Origin of the sequence: Parasphingomonas puruogangriensis (assembly GCF_036663635.1) — a bacterium.
Taxonomy (GTDB): domain Bacteria; phylum Pseudomonadota; class Alphaproteobacteria; order Sphingomonadales; family Sphingomonadaceae; genus Sphingomonas.
Map to the genome: position 1 here is coordinate 265,318 of NZ_JAXOJI010000004.1, position 24,661 is coordinate 289,978.

The window sequence follows — 24,661 nt, forward strand, 5'->3', positions numbered from 1 at the left end:
GTCAAATTGTCCATTCGACTAAAAATTGCCATAAGATGTAACGAGTTAACTTAGTCTTAAGTTATCGGTGTGGGATTTTCTGGACGTCTGCGAAGTAATACGCCCTGTACATATCTCGAACTTACCGCTCGGTACCAAGCAATCTGGGTGCGAAACCAGCCGATATGGTGCCACCATTGTTTAATGATTCATGAAACTCGTGGGTCTGCGGCGCGGCAGCGTAAGTCGCCGCCGCTATAAGCACCCGTTTCGGGCGAACACGCCGGCCCATCGCCGTTGCATCCAGCAGCGGGATCATCACGCTCTTGTCGGCTCGCCGCACGATCCTGTGGTTATCTGGCGATACTCGCCAGCATTATTACCCGCCGCGTGTCGTCGTCAGGCGTACCAATCGGCCGCCGGCGCCATCTTCCAGCAACCACAAGGCGCCATCGGGGCCCGGCATCACGGCGCGGATGCGGGCGCCCATGTCCCAGCGTTCGGCCTCGCGCGGCGTCGCGCCGTCGAACGCGATGCGAATCAGCGCGGTCGAGGCAAGCCCGCCAATGAAGGCCGATCCGCGCCACTGCGGGAACATATTGCCCTGGTAGAAGGTCAAGCCGGCCGGTGCGATGATCGGATCCCAATACAAAGCCGGTTCGTGGAATTCGGGCCGGGTAGGGGGTTTGGCGATCGGCGTGTCATCGTAATTCTTGCCGTAGGAGACGATCGGCCAGCCGTAATTCTTGCCCGGCTCGATCAAATTGAGCTCGTCGCCGCCCTGCGGCCCCATCTCGGTTTCCCACAAGCGGCCCTGCGCGTCGAACGCCAGGCCATAGGGATTGCGGTGCCCGGTCGACCAGGTTTCGGACGGGGTGAGATTGGGGCCCGGCAGCGCGACCGTGCGCACCGTCGCGGTGGCGGCGGCACCGCTATTGTCGGGTGGATCGATCACGCCGAGCGTGGTGGCACCGGTCTTGCCCGCACTGGGATTGCCGGGGGCGGGTTTGCCGTCGAGCGTCAGGCGCAGGATCTTGCCCAGCGCCTGATCGGGATCCTGCGCCGGGGTGAAGCGCTGGCGCTCGCCGGACGTCAGGAACAGATACTGGCCGTCGGGCGAGAAGGCGATATAGCCGCCGAACTGCCCGCCCGCGCCGCGCGGCAGCTGACGCCAGATCACTTGCAAGCCTTGCAGCATCGGCTTGCCTGCGACGGTGCCGAGCGTCGCCTTGGCCAAAGCGAGGCCGTCGCCGCCCTCGCCCGGCTCGGCATAGGTCAGATAGATTTGCCGATCCTGCGCAAAGGTCGGCGCGGCGGCGACGAACAGCAACCCGCCCTGGCCCTCGAAATGCACTGCCGGCACGCCGCGGACCTCGCTCTTCGCGCCGGCCGGCGTGACCAGTTGGAGATGACCGGTCTTCTCGGTCACCAGCATCGTCCGGTCAGGCAGGAAGGCGAGCGCCCAGGGGTTGTCGAACGTCGCCACCGGCATGACCTTGAACGGCTTGCTCGCGGTTGGTTGTGCTGCGCCATAATTGACCGGTGCGGCCGTCGCCGCCGCGTCGGGCGCGGTCATGTTGGTCGGCGCGTCGCATCCGGCGAGCAGCGAGAGCAGGGCGAGACCGGTCAGAGGACGCAGCATGAAAGGACCTTCGTAAAAAGAGTAGGAAGCGTATCCGCCAGTCCGATCTCCTGCAAAAGCAGGAGCCCAGGGCCACAAGCGCTATCGTGCGCCACCCCGGGCCCCCGTTTTCACGGGGAAACGGTTGGGTATCGAGAACGGATCAGTGCGCCGGTTCATCCGCCAAGGCCCGGATCGGCTCCACCACCGACGCCATGTCGGAATCGCCATCGTTCATCGCGACCGCGGCAAGGAAGCGATCCTGCGCCGCCTGTGCGAGCCGGGACTCGATGCCCCTCGCGGCCAGCGCGGCGCCGGCATAGCGCAGGTCCTTGGCCATCAGTTCGGGCAGGAAATTGGGCGCGTAATCATGCTCGATCATGCGCTTGCTGAGCAGCTTGACGATCGGGCTGCCGGGCGCGCCCTCGGTCAGCACGGAGGCGGTCGCCGCCAGGTCAAGCCCGCCGCGCTCGGCCAGCGCCAGCGCCTCGGCCAGGCTCGCCACTTGCACGCCGCACAGGAAGTTGTTGAGCAATTTGATCAATGCACCGCTGCCCATCGGCCCCATCGGCACGATCAGGTTGCCCATCGCCTCGAACGCCGGTCGCGCGCGCTCGATCGTCGCGATCTCGCCGCCGATCAGGAAGCGCAACTCGCCCGCTTCGGCCTGCGCCTTGCTGCCCGATACCGGCGCGTCGAGCAGGTCGACGCCCTGCGCTGCGGCCGCGGTGCCCAGTTCCTTGATCCAGTCCGGCGTCACCGTGCTGGACTCGATCGCCAGCGCCCCCGCGGCCAGCGCGCCGAGTGCCCCGTCGGGCCCGAGCCAGCAGGCGCGCGAGGCATCGTCGTCGGCAACCATCGCCACCACGATGTCGGCGCCGGCCGCCGCGTCCGCCGGCGTCGATGCGACCCGCGCACCGCGCGCGCCGAATGCCGCCGCCTTGGCCGGGCTGCGGTTCCACACCGCCACGTCGAAACCATGATCGAGCAATTGACCGGCCATCCCGCCGCCCATGATACCCAGCCCGAGAAACGCTATTTTCGTCATTAGGTTACCTTAGAATTGCGACAGCAGCAGGGATCGCGCATCGGCTGTTCCCGACGCCCGGCCCACGCCCGGAGCTCACCAAACGCCGCCCGGGTGTTACGGTTGCTTCGGCTTCAGATAGGTATCGAACCAGGCGATCGTGCGTTTGAGCGCATCGACCTGGTTCTCGCGCTTGGCGAAGCCATGGCCTTCGGCGGGATAGAACACCACGTCGGCGATCTTGCCCTGCGCCTTCAGCGTGTCGGTGACCTGCTGCGCCTGGCCGCGCGGCACGCGAATGTCATTCTCGCCCTGCAGCGACAGCAGCGGTGCCTTGGCCGCCTTGATATAGGTCAGCGGCGACGACGCGTCATAGACTTTGGGGAATTTGTCGGGCTCGCCGAGCAGCGACTTCTGATACGCCTGCAGCCCGGCATCCTCATGCTCCCACATCGTCCGCCAATCGATGATGCCGAATTGCTGGACCGCCGCGGCGAACGCGTCGGGGGCGCGGCCGATCGCCATCAGCGTCATGAACCCGCCATATGATCCGCCGGTAATCCCGACGCGTTTGGCATCGACATAGCCGGTCGCGACCAGGAAATCCTTCGCCGCCAGCTCGTCCTTCAGATCGCCGCCGCCCAGATCCTGGAAATTGGCGGTTTGGAACGCCTGGCCATAGCCGGTCGAGCCGCGCGGGTTGGGCTGGATCACCAGATAGCCGCGGCTGGCCAGCGCCGTCGCGCTCTTGTTGAACCCGTCCAGGCTCTGCCCGGTCGGGCCGCCATGCGGCATCACGATCGCCGGGTTCGATCCGTCGCGCTTCAGGTTGAACGGGATGGTCAGGATCGCGCTGACCAATGTGCCATCGAAGCTGCGATAGGTGACGATGCTGGAGGTCGGCAGCGTTCTGGGGTCGAGGCTCGCCATGGCCAGCTGGAACGGCGCGCTGACCCGCCCGCTGGCCAGATCGAGGATCACCGGCATGCCCGGCGAGGTGGCGCCCGACTGAGTGACCAGCAGCCGCGCGGAATCGGGCGTGAACGGCTTGGCGTTCGCCACGGTGTTGACGCCCGGCGGCAGCGGCAGCGCGCGCTCGCCCATCGTCGCCAGATCGACGATCGACAGCGTCGTGCGCCCGTCGATCCCGGTCTCGGTGACCATCGAGCGACCGTCCGGGGCGATCACATTGGCATATTGCTCCCACGGCGTGGGTTTCAGCCAGCGCCATGTGCCATTGCTCACCGTATAGACCCCGGCATGCGACTGTCCGGTGCCCGCGTTGGTGGTCACCGCCAGCGTCGCGCCATCGTGCGTCGCATCGCCCGCGCTATAGATCGTCTTGGCCTTGCCCAGCAGCCGCTTGGCCGTGCCGCTGGCGACATCGATCCGCCATACTTCGCCGGCGGTCTGATCGGTAAAGTCACGATTGGCGATCAGCGCCCGCCCGCCGTCGATCCACGCCACCGCGCTCCAATTCCACTGCGCATCGGTCTCCGCGGTCAGTAGCGTCACCTTGCCGGTGCGCAGTTCGAGCACGGCGATATCGGTCTGGCCCTGCGTTTTGGCCTTGATCGACAGCGCGATGCGCGCGCCGTCCGGCGACACCAACAGGCCCGATTCCCGCACGTCCGGCGTGTTGGTCAGATTGACCACCGCGCCGCCCGCGGCGGGCACCGCATAGATATCGTATTGCTCGTCGCCGCCCTTATCCTGCAGGAAATACACCGTCTTGCCATCGGGCGCGACGGCCAGGCCCGACTGGCGATCCTCGGCCTGGGTCAGCTGCACCGGCCAGCTGCCGGCGGCGTCGGTGCGCCAGATATTGTAGCGCCCGGTCAGGTTGGTCGACAGGAACAATTGCCTGCCGTCGGCGCTCCAGGCCGAGGAGAGAAGGCCGCGCGAATAGCCGAGATCGTCGAGCGGCACGGGCTTGGCCATCGGATTGGCTGTCGACACGATCGCCTTGGGATCGCTGGCCGGACGCGGCGGCGTCGGCACTTCGGCATAAGCTACAGAGGCCATGCACAGCAAAGCAGCGCCGGCGGCAAACGTCATACGCATGATCGATTCCCCTGATCCCGTTGCCACGAAAGTGCCCGCGGTCGCGCGGCTTGTCCATGCCGCCCGGCCGGCCGGCGTCAAAAGCGCAGCGAGGGTCGTGCTTTTGCCGGCAAGACACGCCATATCGGCGCGACCGGCATGACGCCGACACGGGATATTGCCGCTGCCTATGACATTGACCGACGAGACCTTGGAAGAGCTGGGCTGGACCGCCCATTTCAGCGATCAAGTGTCGCCCGAGGAAGCCCTTCGGGGCCATCCCGTCCGGGTCATGGCGGTGCATCGCGGCAAGCTCGCCGTCGCGGGCGCGGGGGCGCGCTCCTTCATCCCGCCGCATATCCCGGGCGCGCAGCCATCGGACGATCATCCCACGGTCGGCGATTGGGTGCTGATCGACGGCGCGACCGAGCAGGCGATCCGCGTGCTCGCCCGGATGAACCTGTTCAAGCGGCGCGCGCCGGGCGATCCGCGCAAGGATCAGATGATCGCCGCCAATGTCGATACCGTGTTCATCGTCGCTTCGTGCAACCAGGATTTCAGCGTTGCCCGGCTTGAGCGCTACTTGGTCATGGCGCGCGACGTGGCGGTGCAACCGATCGTGGTGCTGACCAAGGCCGATCTGACAGATACCCCGGCGGCGTTTACGGCGGCGGCCCGCGCGATCGCCCCCGGGCTGCGGGTCGAAACGGTCAACGGCCGAGATCCCGGCGATGTTGCCCGGCTCGCATCGTGGTGCGGCCCGGGCCGGACGGTCGCGTTTCTGGGTTCCTCGGGCGTGGGCAAATCGACCTTGGTCAATACGCTGCGTGGCTCGGACAGCATCCTCACCCAGGCGATCCGCGCCAATGACGGCACGGGCCGCCACACCACCACGGTGCGCGAGATGCACCGGCTCGCGCACGGCGGCTGGCTGCTCGATCTGCCCGGCATGCGTGAACTGCAATTGTCCGAGGCCGCCGCGGGCATCGCCGAGGTGTTTGACGATTTCGTTTTGGCGGCGCAGGACTGCCGCTTCTCGGATTGCTCGCACGGCGTGGAGCCCGGCTGCGCCGTCCAGGCTGGCATCGCCGCAGGCACACTGACGCCGGACCGCTTCGATCGCTGGCGCAAGATCGCCGCCGAGGACAGCGCCAACGCGGCACGACCGACCAAGCGGCGGTCGCGCTAGCGCTGGGCATGAGAACCGCCTTTCCGATCATAGCATTGCTTTTCGCGCTGCCGACGGCCGCAGGCGCGCAATCGGCGCCGACCGCTCAGCCGTCGACCCGTCCGATCCAGATCGGCACGAGCTACACCATGTCATCGCCGACTTTGGGCGACACGCGGGAAGTGAACATCTGGCTGCCGAACGGCTATGACCGTTCGACCGATACCTATCCCGTCCTGTACCTCCTCGATGGCGCGTTGGATCAGGACTTCCACCATATTGCGGGACTGGGCAGCCTCGCCTCGTTGAGCTGGACCTATGGGCCGTTCATCGTCGTCGGCGTGCAGACGCGCGACCGTGCCGCGGAGCTGACCCCACGGCCCACCGACCCGCGGTATCGTGCGGCCTTTCCCAACAGCGGCGGGGCGGATCGCTTCAGGCGGTTCCTGCACCAGGAGGTCATCCCGTTCGTCGAGGCTCGCTACCGCACGAGCAGCAAGCGGGCCCTTATGGGGGAGTCGCTGGCCGGACTGTTCGTCGTCGATACGCTGCTGGAAGAGCCAAAGCTGTTCGACGATTACATCGCCATAAGCCCGAGCCTCTGGTGGGACGATCGCCGGCCGCTGCGCCGACCGGCCCCCACGGGCCTGGCGCAGACGAGGCTGTTCCTCGCCATCGCCGATGAGGGGGGCACGATGCAGGATGGGGTCGATCGCCTGCGCCGGTCGCTAGGCCAGCTGCCGGCCGGTCGCATTACAGTGAAATATGTCGATTACAGCAGCACGGCCACACACAGCACGGTCTACCACCGGGCGGCGGAGGAGGCGCTGCGCTGGCTGTATCCGGCGCCCCCCTATAAAAGCGCGCCGACCCCCTGGTATATGATCGAAGGCGCCGCTCCGCCGAGCAAGCGCTAATCCAGTTTAGACGTCTAGGCGCGATCATCCGACGTTGCTTTGTTCTGCGCGAAGCCACGGGAACTAAGAAAGCACCTTCTCGGGACGGTTATTCGGGATGGCTCGCGGAAAAGCGTCGAGCCTCGAAGAGGAGCGGCATCAGTTTTCGCCCCTCCTCCGACAGCCGGTATTCGACGCGAAGCGGCTTTTCATCGAAGTCGATCCGCTCGATGAGACGGTCCTTCTCCAGCTCCCGCAAATGCTGCGTGAGCATTTTGCGGGAAATATCGGGCATGTCGCGCATCAACTGCGAAGACCGGATGCTCGGGTCAGCAAAGAGGCGAAACAGGATCGGGAGCTTCCAGCGACCTTGAATCAGGCGGATGACGCGGATCACGTGCGCCGCGGCACCGTCCGGGCCGAGACAGGCAGCCCGGTGCTCAGGGGTAACAGGCACCTTTAAGTGCGTACTTGCCTCATCCGGCGTCACGATCGACCTAGCTCCTCATCCGTGACGTAAGATGGGCTTTGAACGATGGACCTGCAACTCAACCACAAGACGGCACTGGTAACGGGAAGCAGCAAGGGGATCGGCGAAGCGATCGCCATGGCCCTGGCGCGCGAAGGGGCTGCGGTCGTGGTCCATGGGCGCGATCAGGAGCAGGCCCGACGTGTCGTGAACGCCATCGTCGCAAGCGGCGGCCGCGCCCATGCGGTGCTCGGCGATTTGACGCAGGACGACGCCGTGGAGCGACTGGTGGCAGAGGCGCAGGAGGCGGTCGGCGCGATCGATATTCTGGTCAACAATGCCGGTGGTTCCGGGCCGAAAAACGATTGGGGGTCGACCACGTCTGCCGGATGGGCGTCCACCTATGACCGCAACGTCCTTGCTGCGGTGCGCGTCGGCACACGGCTTCTGCCCGGCATGCGGCAGGCCCGTTGGGGCCGCGTAATCAACATATCCAGCGGTGCGGCAACGATGCCCTCGGCGACGGGACCGGATTATTCCGCCGCGAAGGCTGCGATAAACGCCTTGACCGCTTCGATGGCAAAAGCGGTGGCTGTAGATGGAGTCACGGTCAACGCGATCTCGCCCGGGACGATCAAGAGTGACAAACTGGAGGGCGGATTCCGATCAGTAGCAGCGGCGCGCGGGATCGCGGCGGAGGATGCACCGTGGGAGGACATTCAGCGTGGCGTGCTGCCCCTGTTCGCCGCCGTCCCGCTTGGCCGCGTTGGAGAACTGAGCGAGCTTGCCGATACGGTCGCCTTCCTTGCAAGCCCGCTCGCTGGATATATCACCGGCGTCAATCTCCACGTCGATGGCGGCTTCTCGTCTATTCCCTGAAGGACGGACGGGGCTGTTGGGTGGCGTGCTGCGACAGCCTCGTTTTCCGACAAGGAGCAGGGACCCGATATTGGCGGCGTATCACAGCGCCGCCGGCGATCACGACCATTACGCTCAACAAAAAACCGCCGCCCGGGACATCCCGGACGGCGGTTCTTTCAGATCAACCCGGTAGGGGGAGCCCCGATCACTCCTTGATCAGGTAATCGCCCGCATCCGCGTCCGTGCCCGTGCCGCTGGTCACGACCGCGCCGAGCGCGTCATCACCCGTATCGTCCGCCACGTTGCGCAGCTTTTCAGCCGCACGTTCTTCGGCGGCCGAATTGGCCATGGCGATCGACACTTCGGCCATCTTGCGCTGCGACACGCGCAGCACCGCGTCACGGCTGGAGGCGGCGATGCGCATCCGGTTCATGCCCGCGCCGGTACCGGCGGGGATGAGACGGCCCACGATCACGTTCTCCTTGAGGCCGGTCAGCGTGTCCTTCTTGCCCTGCACCGAAGCCTCGGTGAGCACGCGGGTGGTTTCCTGGAACGACGCTGCCGAGATGAAGCTGCGGGTCTGCAGCGACGCCTTGGTGATGCCGAGCAGGATCGGCTTGCCCTGTGCCTTGACCTGCTTCTTGTCGAGCTTCGAGTTGAACTCGTCCATCTCGTCGCGATCGACCTGCTCGCCCGCCAGCAACGTGGTGTCGCCGCCATCGGTGATCTCAACCTTCTGCAGCATCTGACGAACGATCGTCTCGATGTGCTTGTCGTTGATCTTCACGCCCTGCAGACGATACACTTCCTGGATTTCCGACACGAGATATTCGGCCAAGGGCTCGATGCCGAGCACTTCGAGAATATCATGCGGATCGGGGCTGCCGCCGATCAGGTTATCGCCGCGCTTGACGTAATCGCCTTCCTGCACGTCGATGACCTTCGACTTCGGCACCAGATACTCGACGACCTCGCTGCCATCCTCCGGCTGAATGCCGATCTTGCGCTTGGCCTTATAGTCCTTGCCGAACACGACACGGCCCGAGACCTTCGCGATGATGGCATTTTCCTTCGGCTTGCGCGCTTCGAACAGCTCGGCAACACGCGGCAGACCGCCGGTAATGTCGCGCGTCTTGGCGCTCTCGCGGCTGACACGAGCCAGAACGTCGCCGCCCTGGACCGTCGCCCCATCCTCGACCGAGAGCGTGGCGCCCGCGACCAGCATGTAACGGCCGGCTTCTTCCGCGCTGTCGCCGGTCAGCGTCAGGCGAGGACGAAGATCCTCCTTCTTGGAGGCGATGCCGCGGTTTTCGGTCACGACACGCTGCGAAATGCCGGTCGCTTCGTCGGCCTGCTCGGTGAGCGTCTTGCCCTCGATCAGATCGACATATTTCACCACGCCCGGGTTTTCCGTGATCACCGGCATGGTGAAAGGATCCCATTCGGCCATCCGGTCGCCCTTTTCGACGATATGGCCATCGTCGAACAGCACGTACGCACCGTACGGGATGCGATGCACCGCACGCTCGCGGCCATCCATATCGACGATCGCCACTTCGCCCGAACGGCTCAGCACGACGCGACGGCCGCGCTGATCGACGATGACGCGCAGGTCACGATATTCCATCGTGCCGTCGGCCACTGCCTCCAGGTTGGACGTTTCGTTGAGCTGCGCCGCACCACCGATGTGGAACGTACGCATGGTCAACTGCGTGCCCGGCTCACCGATCGACTGCGCGGCGATGACGCCGACAGCTTCACCGATGTTCACCGGCGTACCGCGGGCGAGATCGCGCCCGTAGCACTTGCCGCACACGCCGATCTTGGTCTCGCAGACCAGCGGCGAGCGGATCTTGCACGACTGGGTGCCCAACGCCTCGATCGTGGTGATCATCGGCTCGTCGAGCAACGTGCCCGAGGGGATGACGACCTTGTTGGTCTTCGGATCGATGATGTCCTCCGCGGTCGTACGACCGAGGATGCGCTCACCGAGCGAAGCAATGGTCGAACCGCCCTGGACGATCGCGCGCATTTCCAGCGCGCGGGTCGTGCCGCAATCCAGCTCGATGATCACGCAATCCTGCGACACATCGACCAGACGACGGGTCAGGTAACCTGAGTTTGCCGTCTTCAACGCCGTATCCGCGAGACCCTTACGGGCGCCGTGGGTGGAGTTGAAGTATTCAAGGACGGTCAGGCCTTCCTTGAAGTTCGAGATGATCGGCGTTTCGATGATCTCGCCCGATGGCTTGGCCATCAGGCCGCGCATGCCGGCCAGCTGCTTGATCTGCGCCTGCGAACCACGGGCACCGGAGTGTGCCATCATGTAGATCGAGTTGATCGGGGCTTCCCGGCCATTCTCGAGCTTCTTCACCGACTTGATCTCGTCCATCATGGCGTTGGCCACCTGGTCGCCGCAACGGCTCCAGGCGTCGATCACCTTGTTGTACTTCTCCTGCTGCGTGATCAGACCGTCTTGATACTGCTGCTCGAAGTCCTTCACGAGCGCCTTGGTCTCGTCGACCAGGCCGATCTTGGCGTCCGGAATGATCATGTCGTCCTTGCCGAACGAGATACCCGCCTTGAACGCATGCTTGAAGCCGAGTGCCATGATCGCATCGGCGAACAGCACGGTCTCCTTCTGGCCGGTGTGACGATAGACCTCGTCGATCACGTCGCCGACGTCCTTCTTGGTCAGCAGGCGATTGACGGTGTCGAACGGCACCTTGTGTGCCTGGGGCAGCGTTTCACCGAGCAGCATGCGGCCCGGCGTCGTCTCGTAGCGCTTCATGATGCTCTTGCCGTCGGCATCGACCTGCGGAACGCGGCTGATGATCTTGGTGTGCAAGGTCACCGCACCGGCTTCCAGCGCCTGATGCACTTCGGACATGTCCGAAATCATCATGCCTTCGCCCGGCTCGTTTTCTTTGAGCATCGACAGATAATACAGGCCCAGCACCATGTCCTGCGACGGCACGATGATCGGCTTGCCGTTGGCGGGCGACAGGATGTTGTTGGTCGACATCATCAGGACGCGCGCTTCGAGCTGTGCCTCGAGGCTCAGCGGAACGTGCACGGCCATCTGATCGCCGTCGAAATCGGCGTTGAACGCGGAGCAGACCAATGGGTGAAGCTGGATTGCCTTGCCCTCGATCAGCACCGGCTCGAACGCCTGGATGCCCAGACGGTGAAGCGTCGGCGCGCGGTTCAGCATGACCGGGTGCTCGCGAATGACTTCGTCGAGGATGTCCCAGACTTCCTTACGCTCCTTCTCGACCCACTTCTTCGCCTGCTTCAGCGTCATGCTGAGGCCCTTGGCGTCGAGGCGCGCATAGATGAACGGCTTGAACAGCTCGAGCGCCATCTTCTTCGGCAGGCCGCACTGGTGCAGCTTCAACTCAGGCCCGGTCACGATGACCGAACGACCCGAATAGTCGACGCGCTTGCCGAGCAGATTCTGGCGGAAGCGGCCCTGCTTGCCCTTGAGCATGTCGGACAGCGACTTGAGCGGACGCTTGTTGGCGCCCGTGATCGTGCGACCGCGACGGCCGTTATCGAACAGCGCGTCGACGGCTTCCTGCAGCATGCGCTTCTCGTTGCGGACGATGATGTCCGGCGCGCGGAGCTCCATCAAACGCTTGAGGCGGTTGTTGCGGTTGATCACGCGGCGATACAGATCGTTCAGATCCGAGGTCGCGAAACGGCCACCATCCAGCGGCACCAGCGGGCGCAGCTCTGGCGGGATGACCGGCACGACTTCGAGGATCATCCATTCCGGCTTGTTGCCCGAATCGATGAACGATTCGACGACCTTCAGCCGCTTGATGATCTTCTTGGGCTTCAGCTCGGACTTGGTGACTGCCAGTTCTTCCAGCAGCTCCTTGCGCTCGCCCTCGAGATCGAGGTCCTGCAGCATGATGCGCACGGCTTCCGCGCCGATCCCGGCGGTGAAGGCGTCCTCACCATATTCGTCCTGCGCGTCGAGGAGCTCGTCCTCGGTCATCAGCTGGTACTTTTCGAGCGGGGTGATGCCCGGCTCGATCACGATATACGCCTCGAAATACAGCACGCGTTCGAGCTGCTTGAGCTGCATGTCGAGCAGCAGGCCGATGCGCGAGGGCAGCGATTTGAGGAACCAGATGTGCGCGACAGGGGCAGCCAGCTCGATATGGCCCATGCGCTCGCGGCGGACCTTCGAAACGGTGACCTCGACGCCGCACTTCTCGCAGACGATGCCCTTATACTTCATGCGCTTGTACTTGCCGCACAGGCACTCGTAATCCTTGATCGGACCGAAGATGCGCGCGCAGAACAGGCCGTCACGCTCGGGCTTGAACGTGCGATAGTTGATGGTTTCCGGCTTCTTGATCTCGCCGAACGACCACGAACGGATCTTGTCCGGGGAGGCGATACCGATCTGGATCTGGTCGAAAGTCTCCGGCTTGACGACCGGATTGGCGAAGTTGGTCAGTTCGTTCATGGGTAGGGGACCCTTCCTCGAAATCTTTGCCCTCTCCCGCGTGCGGGAGAGGAGGGGCCCATCGCTCTTCCGCGATGGGAGGTGAGGGTCTTCTTCTTGCTTCTACTGTCGAGAGAAGAAGGAAGAAGAAGACCCTCACCCAACCCTCTCCCGCGAAAGCGGGAGAGGGCTAGAGAGTGGCTTACTCCGCCGCGATGGCGACGCCGTCGGTGTCGAACTGCTCGACGCTGGTCAGCTCGATGTTCAGGCCCAGCGAGCGCATTTCCTTGACGAGCACGTTGAAGCTCTCCGGAATGCCCGCCTCGAACGTGTCGTCACCCTTGACGATCGCCTCATAGACCTTGGTGCGGCCGACCACGTCGTCCGACTTCACCGTGAGCATTTCCTGCAAGGTATAGGCCGCGCCATAGGCCTGGAGTGCCCAGACCTCCATCTCGCCGAAGCGCTGCCCGCCGAACTGCGCCTTACCACCCAGCGGCTGCTGCGTGACCAGCGAGTACGGCCCGATCGACCGTGCGTGGATCTTGTCGTCGACCAGATGGTGGAGCTTGAGCATGTAGATGATGCCCACGGTCACCTTGCGATCGAACATGTCGCCCGTGCGCCCGTCGAACAGCTCCGACTGACCCGACGTGTGCAGCCCGGCAAGGCTGAGCATGTCGGACACATCGGCCTCGCGCGCGCCATCGAACACGGGGGTGCCCATCGGCACACCGGTCTTCAGGTTGCTTGCCAGCTCGATGATCTGCTCGGGGCTACGTGCCTCGATTTCCGCCGCATAGTGATCGCCGTAAACTTCGAGCAGACGCGCCTTGACCGCTTCCGGCATCGCGCCGGTTTCGGGGTTGGGATTGGCTTCGCGCCAATCTTCCAGCGCGGTGTGGATCTGCTGACCCAGGTTGCGCGCCGCCCAGCCGAGATGCGTCTCGAAGATCTGCCCGACGTTCATGCGCGATGGCACACCCAGCGGGTTGAGCACGATATCCACCGGCGTCCCATCGGCGAGGAACGGCATGTCCTCCGCCGGCAGGATGCGCGAGATCACGCCCTTGTTGCCGTGACGGCCGGCCATCTTGTCGCCCGGCTGCAGCTTGCGCTTCACCGCCACGAACACCTTGACCATCTTGAGCACGCCTGGCGGCAGTTCGTCGCCACGCTCGAGCTTGTCGCGGCGATCCTGGAACTTGTCGACGATCACCTTCACGGCATCATCATACTGCACCTTGACCGCTTCGAGATCGCTCTGCGCCTTGTCGTCGGCAACCGAGAATTTCCACCATTCGTGACGATCGACGGAATCGAGCAGATCCTGATCGATCACCGCGCCCTTCTTCAGGCCCTTGGGCACCGAGGTCGAGGTCTGGCCGATCAGCATCTCGCGCAGCCGGCTCCAGGTCGCACGGTTGAGGATCGAACGCTCGTCGTCCGAATCCTTCTTCAGCCGCTCGATTTCCTCGCGCTCGATCGCCATCGCGCGCTCGTCCTTGTCGATACCGTGGCGATTGAACACGCGCACTTCGACGACCGTACCGGCAACGCCCGGCGGCAGACGCAGCGACGTATCGCGCACGTCCGAGGCCTTCTCACCGAAGATCGCGCGGAGCAGTTTCTCCTCCGGCGTCATCGGCGATTCACCCTTGGGCGTGATCTTGCCGGCGAGAATATCGCCCGGCTCGACCTCGGCACCGATATACACGATGCCCGCTTCGTCGAGGTTGCGGAGCGCTTCCTCGCCGACGTTCGGGATATCGCGCGTGATGTCCTCTGGCCCAAGCTTGGTGTCGCGCGCCATCACTTCGAACTCTTCGATGTGGATCGACGTGAACACGTCGTCCTTCACGATGCGCTCGGAGATGAGGATCGAATCCTCGTAGTTATACCCGTTCCACGGCATGAACGCGACGAGGCTGTTGCGGCCCAATGCGAGCTCGCCAAACTCGGTCGACGGACCGTCGGCGAGCACGTCGCCGGCGTTGATCACGTCGCCCACCTTCACCAGCGGACGCTGGTTGATGCAGGTGTTCTGGTTGGAGCGCTGGAACTTCATCAGCGTGTAGATGTCGACGCCCGAGCGGCCCGCTTCCACGTCGCCGGTTGCCCGGATAACGATACGTGCTGCGTCCACCTGATCAACGATGCCGGCGCGCTTGGCCGAGATCGCTGCGCCGGAATCGCGTGCGACGGTCTCTTCCATGCCGGTGCCGACGAACGGCGCCTCGGCCTGCACCAATGGCACGGCCTGACGCTGCATGTTCGAGCCCATCAGCGCGCGGTTGGCGTCATCGTTTTCCAGGAACGGAATGAGCGATGCGGCGACCGAGACGAGCTGCTTGGGGCTGACGTCCATCAACGTGATGTTGGTCGGGATCGCCATTAGGAATTCGCCTGCCTGACGCGACGAGACCAGTTCCTCGGTGAAGCCGTTATCCGCGTCGAGCTCGGCATTGGCCTGCGCGATCGTGTGCTTGGCCTCTTCCATTGCCGACAGATAGACGACGTCGTCCGTTACCTTGTGATCGACGACCTTGCGGTACGGCGTCTCGATGAAGCCATACTTGTTCACGCGGCTGAAGCTGGCGAGCGAGTTGATCAGGCCGATGTTCGGGCCTTCCGGCGTCTCGATCGGGCAGATGCGGCCATAATGCGTCGGGTGAACGTCGCGGACTTCGAAGCCTGCGCGCTCGCGAGTCAGACCACCTGGTCCAAGCGCCGACACGCGGCGTTTGTGGGTGACTTCGGACAGCGGGTTGGTCTGATCCATGAACTGCGACAGCTGCGACGAGCCGAAGAATTCGCGCACCGCGGCCACCGCCGGCTTGGCGTTGATCAGGTCGTTCGGCATGACCGTCGACACGTCGACCGACGACATGCGCTCCTTCACGGCGCGCTCCATGCGGAGCAGGCCGACACGGTACTGGTTCTCGAGCAATTCGCCGACCGAACGGACGCGACGGTTACCGAGGTTGTCGATATCGTCGATATCGCCCTTGCCGTCCTTCAGATCGACAAGCGTCTTGATCACCGCGAGGATATCCTCGCTGCGCAGCGTGGTCACGGTATCCTCGGCATCGAGGTCGAGACGCATGTTGAGCTTGACGCGACCGACGGCCGACAGGTCGTAGCGGTCGGGATCGAAGAACAGGCCGCTGAACAGCGACTCTGCCGTCTCCAGCGTGGGCGGCTCGCCCGGGCGCATGACGCGGTAGATGTCGGACAAAGCCTGCTCGCGCTCTTCGGCCTTGTCGACCTTGAGCGTGTTGCGGATCCACGGGCCGGTGGCGATGTGATCGATATCGAGCAATTCGATGCGATCGATCCCGGCGGAATCGAGCAGTTCGAGGTTCTCGGCGCTGACTTCGTCGCCGGCTTCGATGTAGATCTGGCCGGTGGCTTCGTTGATCAGGTCATAGGCGCTGTAGCGGCCGAAGATTTCCTCGGTCGGGATGAGCAGGTCGGTGAGGCCGTCCTTGGCCGACTTGTTCGCCGCGCGCGGCGAGATCTTCTGGCCCGACGGGAACACGACTTCGCCGGTCTTCGCATCGATGATGTCGAACATCGGCTTCTGGCCGCGCCAATTTTCGGCCTGGAACGGGATGATCCAGCCACCCTGGCCGCGGACGAAGGTCACGCGGTTGTAGAAGTGGTTGAGGATTTCCTCGGAGGTCATGCCGAGCGCGTACAGGAGGGCGGTGACCGGCAGCTTGCGCTTGCGATCGATACGGACGTTGACGATGTCCTTGGCGTCGAACTCGAAATCGAGCCACGAACCGCGATACGGAATGACGCGCGCCGCGAACAGATACTTGCCCGAAGCATGCGTCTTGCCGCGGTCATGATCGAACAGGACGCCCGGCGACCGGTGCATCTGGCTGACGATCACGCGTTCCGTGCCGTTGATGATGAAAGTGCCGTTGCCCGTCATCAGGGGCATGTCGCCCATGTAAACGTCCTGCTCCTTGATATCGAGCACCGAGCGGGCATCGGTATCGGCATCCACCTCGAACACGATCAGGCGCAGCGTAACGCGCATCGGCGCGGCGTAAGTGATGCCGCGCTGGCGGCATTCGTCGGTGTCGAACTTCGGCGGCTCGAGCTCGTAATTGACGAAGTCGAGCTCGGCGGTGCCGGCGAAATCGCGGATCGGGAAGACCGAGCGCAGCGTCTTCTCGAGGCCCGAGACATAGCCGGTCGCGGGATCGGAGCGCAGGAACTGCTCGTACGATTCGCGCTGAACCTCGATCAGGTTCGGCATCTGCACGACTTCGTGGATGTTGCCGAATACCTTGCGGATGCGACGCTTCAGCGTGCCGCCGTCATATGCCCTGGATGCCATGTGGTTTTTCGCCCTCGGTCTTGGCCTGTGAAAGGCCGAATTAGGTGCCCGGATCGCCCGGGCGGGCACGCAAGAGACGCCAAAAAGCCGCGTGTCATCCTCCTCGGATAACAGCAGCTTGCCGGCGTCTATAAAACCACGATTTCCAATACGATCGATGCACTGCGCGACGGCACATCATTTCCCGAAGATTGTGGTGAGCAGCGGATATAGGGGCGGTGTTGGATTTAGTCAAATGCAGCGGGAACCAAATCGTGACCAGCGAGCGACATCTCAAGCGCGTTCCCAGGCGCGTTCCCCGGCGAAGGCCGGGGCATAGTCGGGAGGCGGCTGTAACCTGCGCACCGTCCGAGAAGGACTGTTCCGCCACTGGGCCCCGGCCTTCGCCGGGGAACGCGCAGGGATGGGCCGTGGTACGAACGCGTCCTATCGAGTGGCATGCGCGCGGGACAGGGAAAGCCAGCGTACCGTTCGGCTTGCGGCACCCCGGCTCGCGGTCCTATGGCACGCGTCGTAACAGTTTCGGGAACTTTGCGTGACGTCACGATACACGATCTTGCTGGCGGTCGCGCCACTGGCCCTCGCCACGCCGGCCATGGCGCAGAGCGAGCAGGCGCCGCTGGTCCCCGGGCTTGAGCGGTTCGATCTCGCGCCACCGACCCCGACACCCACGCCGGTCCTCGCCCAGCCATTGCCCACCCCCCGCGCCACACCGACGCCGCGCGCCACCCCCACGCCCAGGGCGACCCCCACGCCCAGGGCCACGCCAACACCGCGCGCCACGCCCGCCGCTGCCGCGCCGGCTGCCCGCGCCACGCCGCTGCCCGATCCAATTGCCGACCCGACGCCCCAGCCGGCCCCATTTGCCGTCCCTACCGCTGAGCCCGACGGTCTCGCGCCCGCCCCAGGCGACCTTCTCGCACCAGCGCCGGCACGGAGCAGCGCCGCGCCGGTCGCCCCGCCGGTGAGCGACAGCGCGCCATCGGTACTGCAGCTGTGGATGCTATGGCCGGCGCTCGGCCTCGCCGTCTTGCTCGCATTGGCCGGTTTCGCCGCGACCCGCCGCCGTCGCCGGACCGATCAGTCGGCCATTATCGAAATCGAGACGTTCCCCGCCGAACCAATCGCAGCTTCACCCATCGCGCCGATCGCCGAGACGCCGGATCAAGCAATTCCGGCCCCCGTCGCCCCCGTCGCCAGCGCGCCAACGCCCGCGCCGGACGCGCCCGTCATCCCGGCCGCCCCGGCGCCCTCCTTCCTGCGCGTGCCGCCCCGCGCTGCGCCGCGCGCGCGGCTCGACTGCGTCGTGCGCCCGATCCGCGCGGGCACCAATCTAACCAGCGCCGCGGTCGATTATGAAATCGACATCCGCAACACCGGCGATGCCGACGCCAGCGGCATCCGGCTCGATTTGCGGCTGCTCAGCGCCAGCGCCGATCAGGATGCGATCCTCACCGCGCTCTACGCCGCGCCGATCGACCAGCCGTCGGTTGCGCCGTTCGATCTTGCCGTCGGCCAGCAAGTGTCGCTCGGCGGCATGGCGATGCTGCCGCATGAGGCGCTCAGCGTCATGACCGTGCAGGGCCGCGCCTTCTTTGTCCCCATCTTGTCGATCAACCTGCTCTATCGCTGGAGTGACGGCGAGGGGCAGGCGGCCAGCGCACATGTCATCGGCATCGAACGTAACGGGGAGGCCAAGATGGCGCCGTTCCGCCTCGATACCGGCCCACGCATGTACGACACGGTCGGCGAGCGCGTGCATACGCTGATCGTGGCGCGCTGATCCACCGCGATTGATCTCACTGCAGGGCGCGGGCAAGACGGGCGACAATCACCAAGGAGTCGCCCGTGAAGATCAAGTCCATGACGTTCGGTGCCCTGCTCGCCGGCGCCGCGCTCACCACCGTGGCGACCGCGCAGCAGCAACCGGTTTCGCCCGCGCCCGCCAGCGACATTCCCGCCAAATTCACCCCGCCGACCGCCGCCAACGATTACGAACGTCGCGAAGTGATGATCCCGATGCGCGACGGCACCAAGCTCTTCACCGTCATCGTCGTCGCCAAGGGCGCCAAGAACGCGCCGATCGTGCTCACCCGCACCCCCTATGACGCCGGCAGCCGCGCCAACCGGCAGGCCAGCTCCAGCATGCTGTCCACGCTGCCGCTGGCCGACGAGATGTTCGTGAAGGGCGGCTATATCCGCGTCTATCAGGACATTCGCGGCAAATACGGCTCGGAGGGCGATTACGTCGTCACCCGCCCGGTGATCGGTCCGCTAAACCCGACCAAGGTCGATCACGTCACCGACGCCTATGACACGATCGACTGGCTGGTGAACAAGGCCAATTTGCCCGAAAGCAACGGCCGCGTCGGCATGATCGGTTCGTCTTATGAGGGCTTTACGGTGGCTATGGCGCTGCTCAACCCGCACCCCGCGCTGAAGGTCGCGGCGCCGGAAAGCCCGATGATCGACGGCTGGATGGGCGACGACTGGTTCCATTACGGCGCCTTCCGCCTGGCCAATATCGCCTGGCTCGGCGGGCAGACCGGCTACAAGGCCAAGGGCACCGTGCCGCCGACCGGCGGCTATGACGATTACGACAATTTCCGCGACGTCGGCTCGGCCGGCGCTTGGGCGGAGAAATCGGGCTATGCGCAATTGCCCTATTGGCAGCGCATGGTCGCACACCCGTCCTACGACGCTTTCTGGCAGGGCCAGGCGCTCGATAAATTGCTCGCCGCCAATCCCTCCAACGTGCCGACGATCTGGGAACAGGGCCTGTGGGACCAGGAGGACATGTACGGCGCGATCACTGCCTGGGAGGCGCTCAAGGCAAAAGGCAAGACCGGTAACAATTTCCTCGTCATGGGCCCGTGGCGGCACAGCCAGATCAATCGCGACGGCCGCAGCCTCGGCCCGTTCCAGTGGGACGGCGATACCGCGCTGCAGTTCCGCGAACAGATGGTGCTGCCCTTGTTCAACCAGTATCTGAAGGACGGCCCGGCCGTCACGCTGCCCGCCGCGACGATCTACAATACCGGCGAGAACCATTGGGATAAGTTCGCGCAGTGGCCGCTGGCCTGCGAGCAGGGTTGCCCATCGCCGCTCAAGCCGATCTACCTGCAGGCTAGCGGCGGGCTCGGCTTCGACAAGGCCGGGGCAGGGGGCGACAGCTACGTCTCCGATCCGGCCAAACCCGTCCCGCATCTGCCCCGTCCGGTCAATTTCGGCGACGGCCGCTGGGGTGACTGGCTGGTCAGCGACCAGCGCGGCGTCGATGGCCGTCCCGACGTGATGACCTATGAAACGCCGGTGCTGAGCGACGCCGTCCGCGTCTCCGGCGCCCCGATCGCCGATATCTTCGCCAAGACGACGGGCACCGACGGCGATTTCGTGGTGAAGGTGATCGACGTCTATCCGGATGAAGTGGCCAGCGACGCCAAGATGGGCGGCTACCAATTGCCCATCAGCATGGACATCTTCCGCGGCCGCTACCGCGACAGTTTCGCCAACCCCACTGCGATCCCGGCGGGGAAGGTCCAGCGCTACAAATTCCGCCTGCCGACGGTGAACCACGTGTTCCAGCCCGGCCACCGCATCATGGTCCAGATCCAGTCCTCGCAATTCCCGCTCTATGACCGCAACCCGCAAAAGTTTGTGCCGAATATCTTCCTGGCCAAGAAGAGCGATTACCAGAAGGCCACGGTAACGATCGAACGCGGCGGTGCGCAGGCCAGCGCGGTGTGGCTGCCGGTGGTGGCGGTCGACCAGTCGGCGGCCATGGTGAAATAGCGGGCCGATCGCCCGTCAAGGCCGTCATCCTGAATTCGGTTCAGGATGATGGTCTTGATCGCGGCGTGTGCCGGCTATATCCTCCGGACCGGAAGTGCGCGATGACGGACGGCATCGATCTCGGCGAAGAATCGGAAGCCACGCTCGCCCGACTGGTGGCCACCGAGCGGTACGGCTCGCGTGAGGACGTGCTGCGCGAAGGCATCCGCCGTGTCGCCATCGATGCGGCGCGCTGGGCCCGCTTCGAAGCGGAAATCCAGAAGGGCCTCGACGATGTCGACGCCGGCCGGGTCTATCCCGCGGAAGAGGTGTTCGCCGAGCTCAAGGCGAAATATCTCGCCATGGCAGCGGAGCAGCGTTCCGCGGCATGACGGTGATCATCGGTTTCGGGCGCGTGCCGACCTTACCGAGATTGGTGATCATATCGCATTGGGCAATCCGATGCGTGCGTTCACGTTCATCGACGAACTCGAAGCGCGATGCGCAACGCTTGACCCTCACCCGCAGCGCTTTCCGATTGTTGGCCGGTTTGGCGGCAGGCCGGTACACAAGCTGAGCCACGCAGCTATTTGATTTTCTACGTGCTGGCGCCATCTCACATTGAAGTGCTGCGCATCATCCAGGGCTCACGCGACTGGCTTGGCATGTTCGACACCTAGCACCCGCGCTTGACCTTATCGATAATCGATATTATCGATTATCGATAAGGAGTCGGGCATGAATGATCGTCTATTGCGGATCGGCGGTGCCGTGCTGACCGTCGCCAACATCCTCAACTGGGTGTGCGTGGCCGGGTTCGTCGCGGCGCTGCTGTTGTCCTTCCCGTTCGCGCCCGCCATCCTCGCAAGGCTCGCCGCAAAATATGCCATGCAGCCGGCAGAGCCTGTCCTGCAAGCACTGCGCGTCATGCTCGTGCTTGGCCTCGCGGTCGGACCGCCGCTCCATATCATCTTCACAAGATTGAGAGCGATCGTCGCCACGGCCGAGGCCGGCGATCCCTTCGTCGCCCCCAATGCCCGCCGACTGCAAGCTGCCGCTTGGGCATTGCTCGTGATCCAACTGCTTGACCTCGTCATCGGCGCGCTCACCTGGGCGCTCGCCGGGCGCCACATCGATACCGCCGGCTGGTCGCCCTCGTTCGGCGGCTGGTTCTCCGTGCTCCTCCTGTTCATCCTCGCCCGCGTGTTCGCGGCGGGGACGCGCATGCGCGACGAACTCGAGATAACCGTCTGATGCCCGTCACGATCAAGCTCGACGATCTGCTCGCCGCGCGCGGCATGACGCTGACCGAGCTGTCAGCGGCAGTCGATATCACGCTCGCCAACCTGTCGATCCTCAAGACCGGCAAGGCCAAGGCGATCCGCTTTTCGACACTGGAAGCGATCTGCGCCGTGCTGGAATGCCAGCCGGGGGATATTTTGCGGATCGAGGGGGAAGACAGATGATCAAGGCATTCTTCGTCAATTGGGCGGGCGCTTTCCGTGATAGCTGGGGGGCGGTGCTGGCGCTGCCCTGGCTTGTCGCGCTGATGATCGGGATCGAGTTTTCGCAGCATCTCGTCGAGCTGCACCTCGGCTTCTTCTCCGCCGATGCCGCGGTGCGCAAGGCAGCCTCGCTGCAACCGGTGCGCATGCTGTTCGGCTGGCCCAAGATGCTGATCCTCTATGCGGTCGGCTTCGTCGCGTTGCGCTACTTCGTTACGCGCGCTGCGCGCGCCGCGCTACGCCCGTCACGTCAGGCGCTGCGCCGCTATCTGTGGGTCGTGCTGTTTCAGCTGATTCCGGCGGCGCTGACCATCTATGCCGAGCCGATCGTCACCGCATTGGGCCGTCCGCAAGACATGATGGCGCTGCGCGCGGTGATGGGCATCGGCCAGCAAGTGCTCGAGCCGCTGCTGTTCCTGTGGTTCGTCAACGCGGCAATGGGCACGGACAGTTACGGCCCGATCGTCTCGGCCAAGACGACACGCTGGCTGTATTTCTGGGCCCTGCTGCTGATGTTCCTCACGCGCGTGCCGGTCGGCGGGCTGCACCAGATGCTCAATCGCTGGCCGGCCGGGCAGGCGCCTGCGGTGCAATGGGCGCTGTTGAGCCTGGATGCGCTGGTGGTCGGCCTGCTAGCGCTGGTGCTGCCGGCGGTGCAGGTGCGGATCGCGCGATTTATCGCCGAGCGCCGGAGGGTGGCGTTGCTGGACGATCACGCGGTGGGCGGGGCGTAACGGAAAAGGGCGACCCCATCGCTGGGGCCGCCCTTTTCTTTAGCTGCAGGCCAGCATGGGCCAAGCCCATGCTCGTCGGTCGCGGCTTAGCCGCGCCGGCCGGCCTTGCGAGAGTGCGGGCCAGTATGGCCCGTCTCTCCCGCTGCGGCTTACTTGATTTCGACCGTGGCGCCGGCTGCTTCCAGCTGGGTCTTGATCTTCTCGGCTTCGTCCTTCGAAATGCCTTCCTTGATGGCCTTCGGAGCGGACTCGACCAGCGTCTTGGCTTCGGTCAGGCCGAGCGCGGTGATCGCACGGACTTCCTTGATGACGTTGATCTTCTTGCCACCGTCGCCCGTCAGGATGACGTCGAATTCGGTCTTCTCTTCTGCGGCCGGAGCGGCAGCGCCGCCGCCTGCTGCCGGTGCTGCAACCGCTGCTGCGGCCGAAACGCCCCACTTCTCTTCGAGCATCTTCGACAGCTCAGCGGCTTCGAGGACGGTCAGTTCGCTCAGGCTGTCAACCAGCGCGTTCAGGTCTGCCATGTGTAGTCTCCAGTATCGGGGATGGCCCTAGATCGGGTGCCCCATCGGTTCAGTTCAACTTGATAGTCTCGAGTAAGCCCTGAGCTCGAAAGCTCAGGCTGCTTCCTTCTCCGCATAAGCGGAAAGCACGCGCGCGAGCTGCGCTGCCGGAGCCTGCGTGATCGTAGCGATCTTCGTGGCAGGAGCCACGATGAGGCCGACGATCTTGGCACGCAGTTCATCCAGCGACGGCAGCGTTGCGAGCGCCTTCACGCCTTCTACGTCGAGGGCAGTCGCACCCATCGCCCCGCCGACGATTTCGAACTTGTCGTTCGTCTTCGCGAATTCGACCACCACCTTGGCGGCCGCGACGGGATCGATCGAGCTGGCCAGGCCTACGGGGCCGGTGAGCATGTCGCTCAGCGAACCGTAATCCGTGCCATCGAGTGCGATCTTGGCAAGCTTGTTCTTCGAGACCTTGTAGGTCGCGCCGGCATCACGCATAGCGTTGCGCAGTTTGGTCGACTGCGAAACGGTCATGCCGAGGTTGCGGGTCACGACGACCACGCCGACTTCAGCAAAGCTGCGGTTCAGCTCGGCAACGAGCTCGGTCTTTTGAGCGCGATCCATGCCATTCTCCACGTGTCTAGCCCGGTGGCGCAAACCAACGGGCCGGTTAATACCGGACGCATGGGAACATCCCGCGCATCCGGGTGTCCGTCGATAGGGGCATGGGATACTCGGCCGCGCTAGCGCAGCAAGCAGACCGTCAACGTGCCGTGGCACGCCGAGCGGAAATCCATTCCCCGTCTAGGCAGGACATTAAGATGGGGCAAATCCCCATCACCTGCTGTCTCGGACGGTTCTCGCTCACGAACGAATCCGTGGGCAAGAGAGCGCGCCTGTTAGCGCAATGTGGGGCAAAGTCAAATTCCAGGTGCGGTTGGTGCAGCGATATGAAGCGCAAGCGTGCCTTTGAACCCTAACGCTTCCCCGGCGGAGGCCGGGGCCCAGTCGCGATGTCGGACCTAACGTCACGTAGCACCTGCCAATTTCTGTTCCGCGACTGGGTCCCGGCTTTCGCCGGGGAAGCGCGTGGGGGGCGGGTCGGTGGGCCCGCATCCGAGCACGCTTTTGCACTTGCGTTGGTCGCCCTGACCTCGTATCTGCGAGTAAGTCGCAATTGCAGCCGCGCCAAGTCATGGATTTGTCGCGCCATTGTCGCACAACTGACGCGGACGCGACGCGCGCATGTCAGTTTCCACCCGCAC

At 64.4% G+C, this 24,661-nt stretch carries 18 protein-coding genes; 10 read left to right on the forward strand and 8 right to left on the reverse strand.

Annotation, left to right across the window (positions count from 1 at the left end):
- Positions 1-358: 358 nt before the first annotated feature.
- The 3 genes from U1739_RS12370 to U1739_RS12380 form a co-directional block, all read right to left on the reverse strand.
- Positions 359-1,621: a PQQ-dependent sugar dehydrogenase gene (locus U1739_RS12370; protein ID WP_332708455.1), complete on the reverse strand. Its 1,263-nt coding sequence runs from the start codon at positions 1,619-1,621 to the stop codon at positions 359-361.
- Between the two features lie 142 nt (positions 1,622-1,763).
- Positions 1,764-2,648, reverse strand: coding sequence for an NAD(P)-dependent oxidoreductase (locus U1739_RS12375; RefSeq protein WP_332708457.1), 885 nt, complete (start codon positions 2,646-2,648; stop codon positions 1,764-1,766).
- A gap of 96 nt (positions 2,649-2,744) precedes the next feature.
- Positions 2,745-4,691: a S9 family peptidase gene (locus U1739_RS12380; protein WP_332708459.1), complete on the reverse strand. Its 1,947-nt coding sequence runs from the start codon at positions 4,689-4,691 to the stop codon at positions 2,745-2,747.
- A 169-nt stretch (positions 4,692-4,860) separates the two neighbouring features.
- Here U1739_RS12380 and rsgA point away from each other — a divergent pair, with 169 nt between their 5' ends.
- A complete protein-coding gene (rsgA, locus tag U1739_RS12385) occupies positions 4,861-5,859 on the forward strand; it encodes a ribosome small subunit-dependent GTPase A (protein ID WP_332708461.1) in 999 nt (332 codons plus the stop codon).
- An 8-nt stretch (positions 5,860-5,867) separates the two neighbouring features.
- Entirely contained in the window at positions 5,868-6,755 is an 888-nt protein-coding gene (locus U1739_RS12390; protein WP_332708463.1) for an alpha/beta hydrolase, read from the forward strand.
- A gap of 88 nt (positions 6,756-6,843) precedes the next feature.
- Here the strand turns inward: U1739_RS12390 and U1739_RS12395 are convergent, their stop codons facing one another.
- A complete protein-coding gene (locus U1739_RS12395) occupies positions 6,844-7,224 on the reverse strand; it encodes a winged helix-turn-helix transcriptional regulator (RefSeq protein WP_332708465.1) in 381 nt (126 codons plus the stop codon).
- 45 nt (positions 7,225-7,269) lie between these two features.
- Here U1739_RS12395 and U1739_RS12400 point away from each other — a divergent pair, with 45 nt between their 5' ends.
- Entirely contained in the window at positions 7,270-8,082 is an 813-nt protein-coding gene (locus tag U1739_RS12400) for an SDR family NAD(P)-dependent oxidoreductase (protein ID WP_332708467.1), read from the forward strand.
- Between the two features lie 187 nt (positions 8,083-8,269).
- Here U1739_RS12400 and rpoC read toward each other — a convergent pair whose 3' ends face one another.
- Both rpoC and rpoB read right to left on the reverse strand, forming a co-directional pair.
- Positions 8,270-12,544, reverse strand: coding sequence for a DNA-directed RNA polymerase subunit beta' (rpoC, locus tag U1739_RS12405; protein WP_332708469.1), 4,275 nt, complete (start codon positions 12,542-12,544; stop codon positions 8,270-8,272).
- Between the two features lie 181 nt (positions 12,545-12,725).
- A complete protein-coding gene (gene rpoB / locus U1739_RS12410; RefSeq protein WP_332708471.1) occupies positions 12,726-16,877 on the reverse strand; it encodes a DNA-directed RNA polymerase subunit beta in 4,152 nt (1,383 codons plus the stop codon).
- A 535-nt stretch (positions 16,878-17,412) separates the two neighbouring features.
- Here rpoB and U1739_RS12415 point away from each other — a divergent pair.
- The 7 genes from U1739_RS12415 to U1739_RS12445 all read left to right on the forward strand — a co-directional run bounded on the left by U1739_RS12415 (position 17,413) and on the right by U1739_RS12445 (position 22,887).
- A complete protein-coding gene (locus U1739_RS12415; RefSeq protein WP_332708473.1) occupies positions 17,413-18,660 on the forward strand; it encodes a hypothetical protein in 1,248 nt (415 codons plus the stop codon).
- Positions 18,661-18,740: 80 nt separating this feature from the next.
- Positions 18,741-20,669, forward strand: coding sequence for a CocE/NonD family hydrolase (locus U1739_RS12420; protein WP_332708724.1), 1,929 nt, complete (start codon positions 18,741-18,743; stop codon positions 20,667-20,669).
- Between the two features lie 101 nt (positions 20,670-20,770).
- Positions 20,771-21,040 carry a ribbon-helix-helix domain-containing protein gene (locus tag U1739_RS12425; RefSeq protein ID WP_332708475.1) on the forward strand — a complete coding sequence of 90 codons (270 nt, stop codon included), beginning with the start codon at positions 20,771-20,773 and terminating at the stop codon, positions 21,038-21,040.
- Complete coding sequence (locus U1739_RS12430) at positions 20,943-21,242, forward strand: type II toxin-antitoxin system RelE/ParE family toxin (RefSeq protein WP_332708477.1); 300 nt, start codon at positions 20,943-20,945, stop codon at positions 21,240-21,242. Before U1739_RS12425 ends, U1739_RS12430 begins: the two co-directional genes overlap by 98 nt.
- A gap of 144 nt (positions 21,243-21,386) precedes the next feature.
- Positions 21,387-21,902: a DUF2975 domain-containing protein gene (locus tag U1739_RS12435; RefSeq protein WP_332708479.1), complete on the forward strand. Its 516-nt coding sequence runs from the start codon at positions 21,387-21,389 to the stop codon at positions 21,900-21,902.
- Positions 21,902-22,114 (forward strand): helix-turn-helix domain-containing protein, encoded by a 213-nt coding sequence (locus U1739_RS12440; protein WP_332708481.1) that lies wholly within the window; start codon positions 21,902-21,904, stop codon positions 22,112-22,114. Before U1739_RS12435 ends, U1739_RS12440 begins: the two co-directional genes overlap by 1 nt.
- Positions 22,111-22,887: a hypothetical protein gene (locus U1739_RS12445; RefSeq protein WP_332708483.1), complete on the forward strand. Its 777-nt coding sequence runs from the start codon at positions 22,111-22,113 to the stop codon at positions 22,885-22,887. Before U1739_RS12440 ends, U1739_RS12445 begins: the two co-directional genes overlap by 4 nt.
- Before the next feature lie 149 nt (positions 22,888-23,036).
- On the opposite strand, the gene rplL is transcribed toward U1739_RS12445, so the two are convergent.
- Both rplL and rplJ read right to left on the reverse strand, forming a co-directional pair.
- On the reverse strand, positions 23,037-23,411 hold the full coding sequence (gene rplL / locus U1739_RS12450) for a 50S ribosomal protein L7/L12 (protein WP_332708485.1): 375 nt from the start codon (positions 23,409-23,411) through the stop codon (positions 23,037-23,039).
- Positions 23,412-23,504: 93 nt separating this feature from the next.
- A complete protein-coding gene (gene rplJ, locus U1739_RS12455; protein WP_332708487.1) occupies positions 23,505-24,020 on the reverse strand; it encodes a 50S ribosomal protein L10 in 516 nt (171 codons plus the stop codon).
- Positions 24,021-24,661 lie beyond the last annotated feature (641 nt).

Excerpts from the sequence above, each read along its gene's own strand:
- U1739_RS12370 (WP_332708455.1), bottom strand. The coding sequence starts at position 1,621 with ATGCTGCGTCCTCTGACCGGTCTCGCCCTGCTCTCGCTGCTCGCCGGA.
- U1739_RS12375 (WP_332708457.1), bottom strand. The coding sequence starts at position 2,648 with ATGACGAAAATAGCGTTTCTCGGGCTGGGTATCATGGGCGGCGGGATG.
- U1739_RS12380 (WP_332708459.1), bottom strand. The coding sequence starts at position 4,691 with ATGCGTATGACGTTTGCCGCCGGCGCTGCTTTGCTGTGCATGGCCTCT.
- rsgA (WP_332708461.1), top strand. The coding sequence starts at position 4,861 with ATGACATTGACCGACGAGACCTTGGAAGAGCTGGGCTGGACCGCCCAT.
- U1739_RS12390 (WP_332708463.1), top strand. The coding sequence starts at position 5,868 with ATGAGAACCGCCTTTCCGATCATAGCATTGCTTTTCGCGCTGCCGACG.
- U1739_RS12400 (WP_332708467.1), top strand. The coding sequence starts at position 7,270 with ATGGACCTGCAACTCAACCACAAGACGGCACTGGTAACGGGAAGCAGC.
- rpoC (WP_332708469.1), bottom strand. The coding sequence starts at position 12,544 with ATGAACGAACTGACCAACTTCGCCAATCCGGTCGTCAAGCCGGAGACT.
- rpoB (WP_332708471.1), bottom strand. The coding sequence starts at position 16,877 with ATGGCATCCAGGGCATATGACGGCGGCACGCTGAAGCGTCGCATCCGC.
- U1739_RS12420 (WP_332708724.1), top strand. The coding sequence starts at position 18,741 with ATGACGTTCGGTGCCCTGCTCGCCGGCGCCGCGCTCACCACCGTGGCG.
- U1739_RS12425 (WP_332708475.1), top strand. The coding sequence starts at position 20,771 with ATGACGGACGGCATCGATCTCGGCGAAGAATCGGAAGCCACGCTCGCC.
- U1739_RS12430 (WP_332708477.1), top strand. The coding sequence starts at position 20,943 with ATGTCGACGCCGGCCGGGTCTATCCCGCGGAAGAGGTGTTCGCCGAGC.
- U1739_RS12435 (WP_332708479.1), top strand. The coding sequence starts at position 21,387 with ATGAATGATCGTCTATTGCGGATCGGCGGTGCCGTGCTGACCGTCGCC.
- U1739_RS12440 (WP_332708481.1), top strand. The coding sequence starts at position 21,902 with ATGCCCGTCACGATCAAGCTCGACGATCTGCTCGCCGCGCGCGGCATG.
- U1739_RS12445 (WP_332708483.1), top strand. The coding sequence starts at position 22,111 with ATGATCAAGGCATTCTTCGTCAATTGGGCGGGCGCTTTCCGTGATAGC.
- rplL (WP_332708485.1), bottom strand. The coding sequence starts at position 23,411 with ATGGCAGACCTGAACGCGCTGGTTGACAGCCTGAGCGAACTGACCGTC.
- rplJ (WP_332708487.1), bottom strand. The coding sequence starts at position 24,020 with ATGGATCGCGCTCAAAAGACCGAGCTCGTTGCCGAGCTGAACCGCAGC.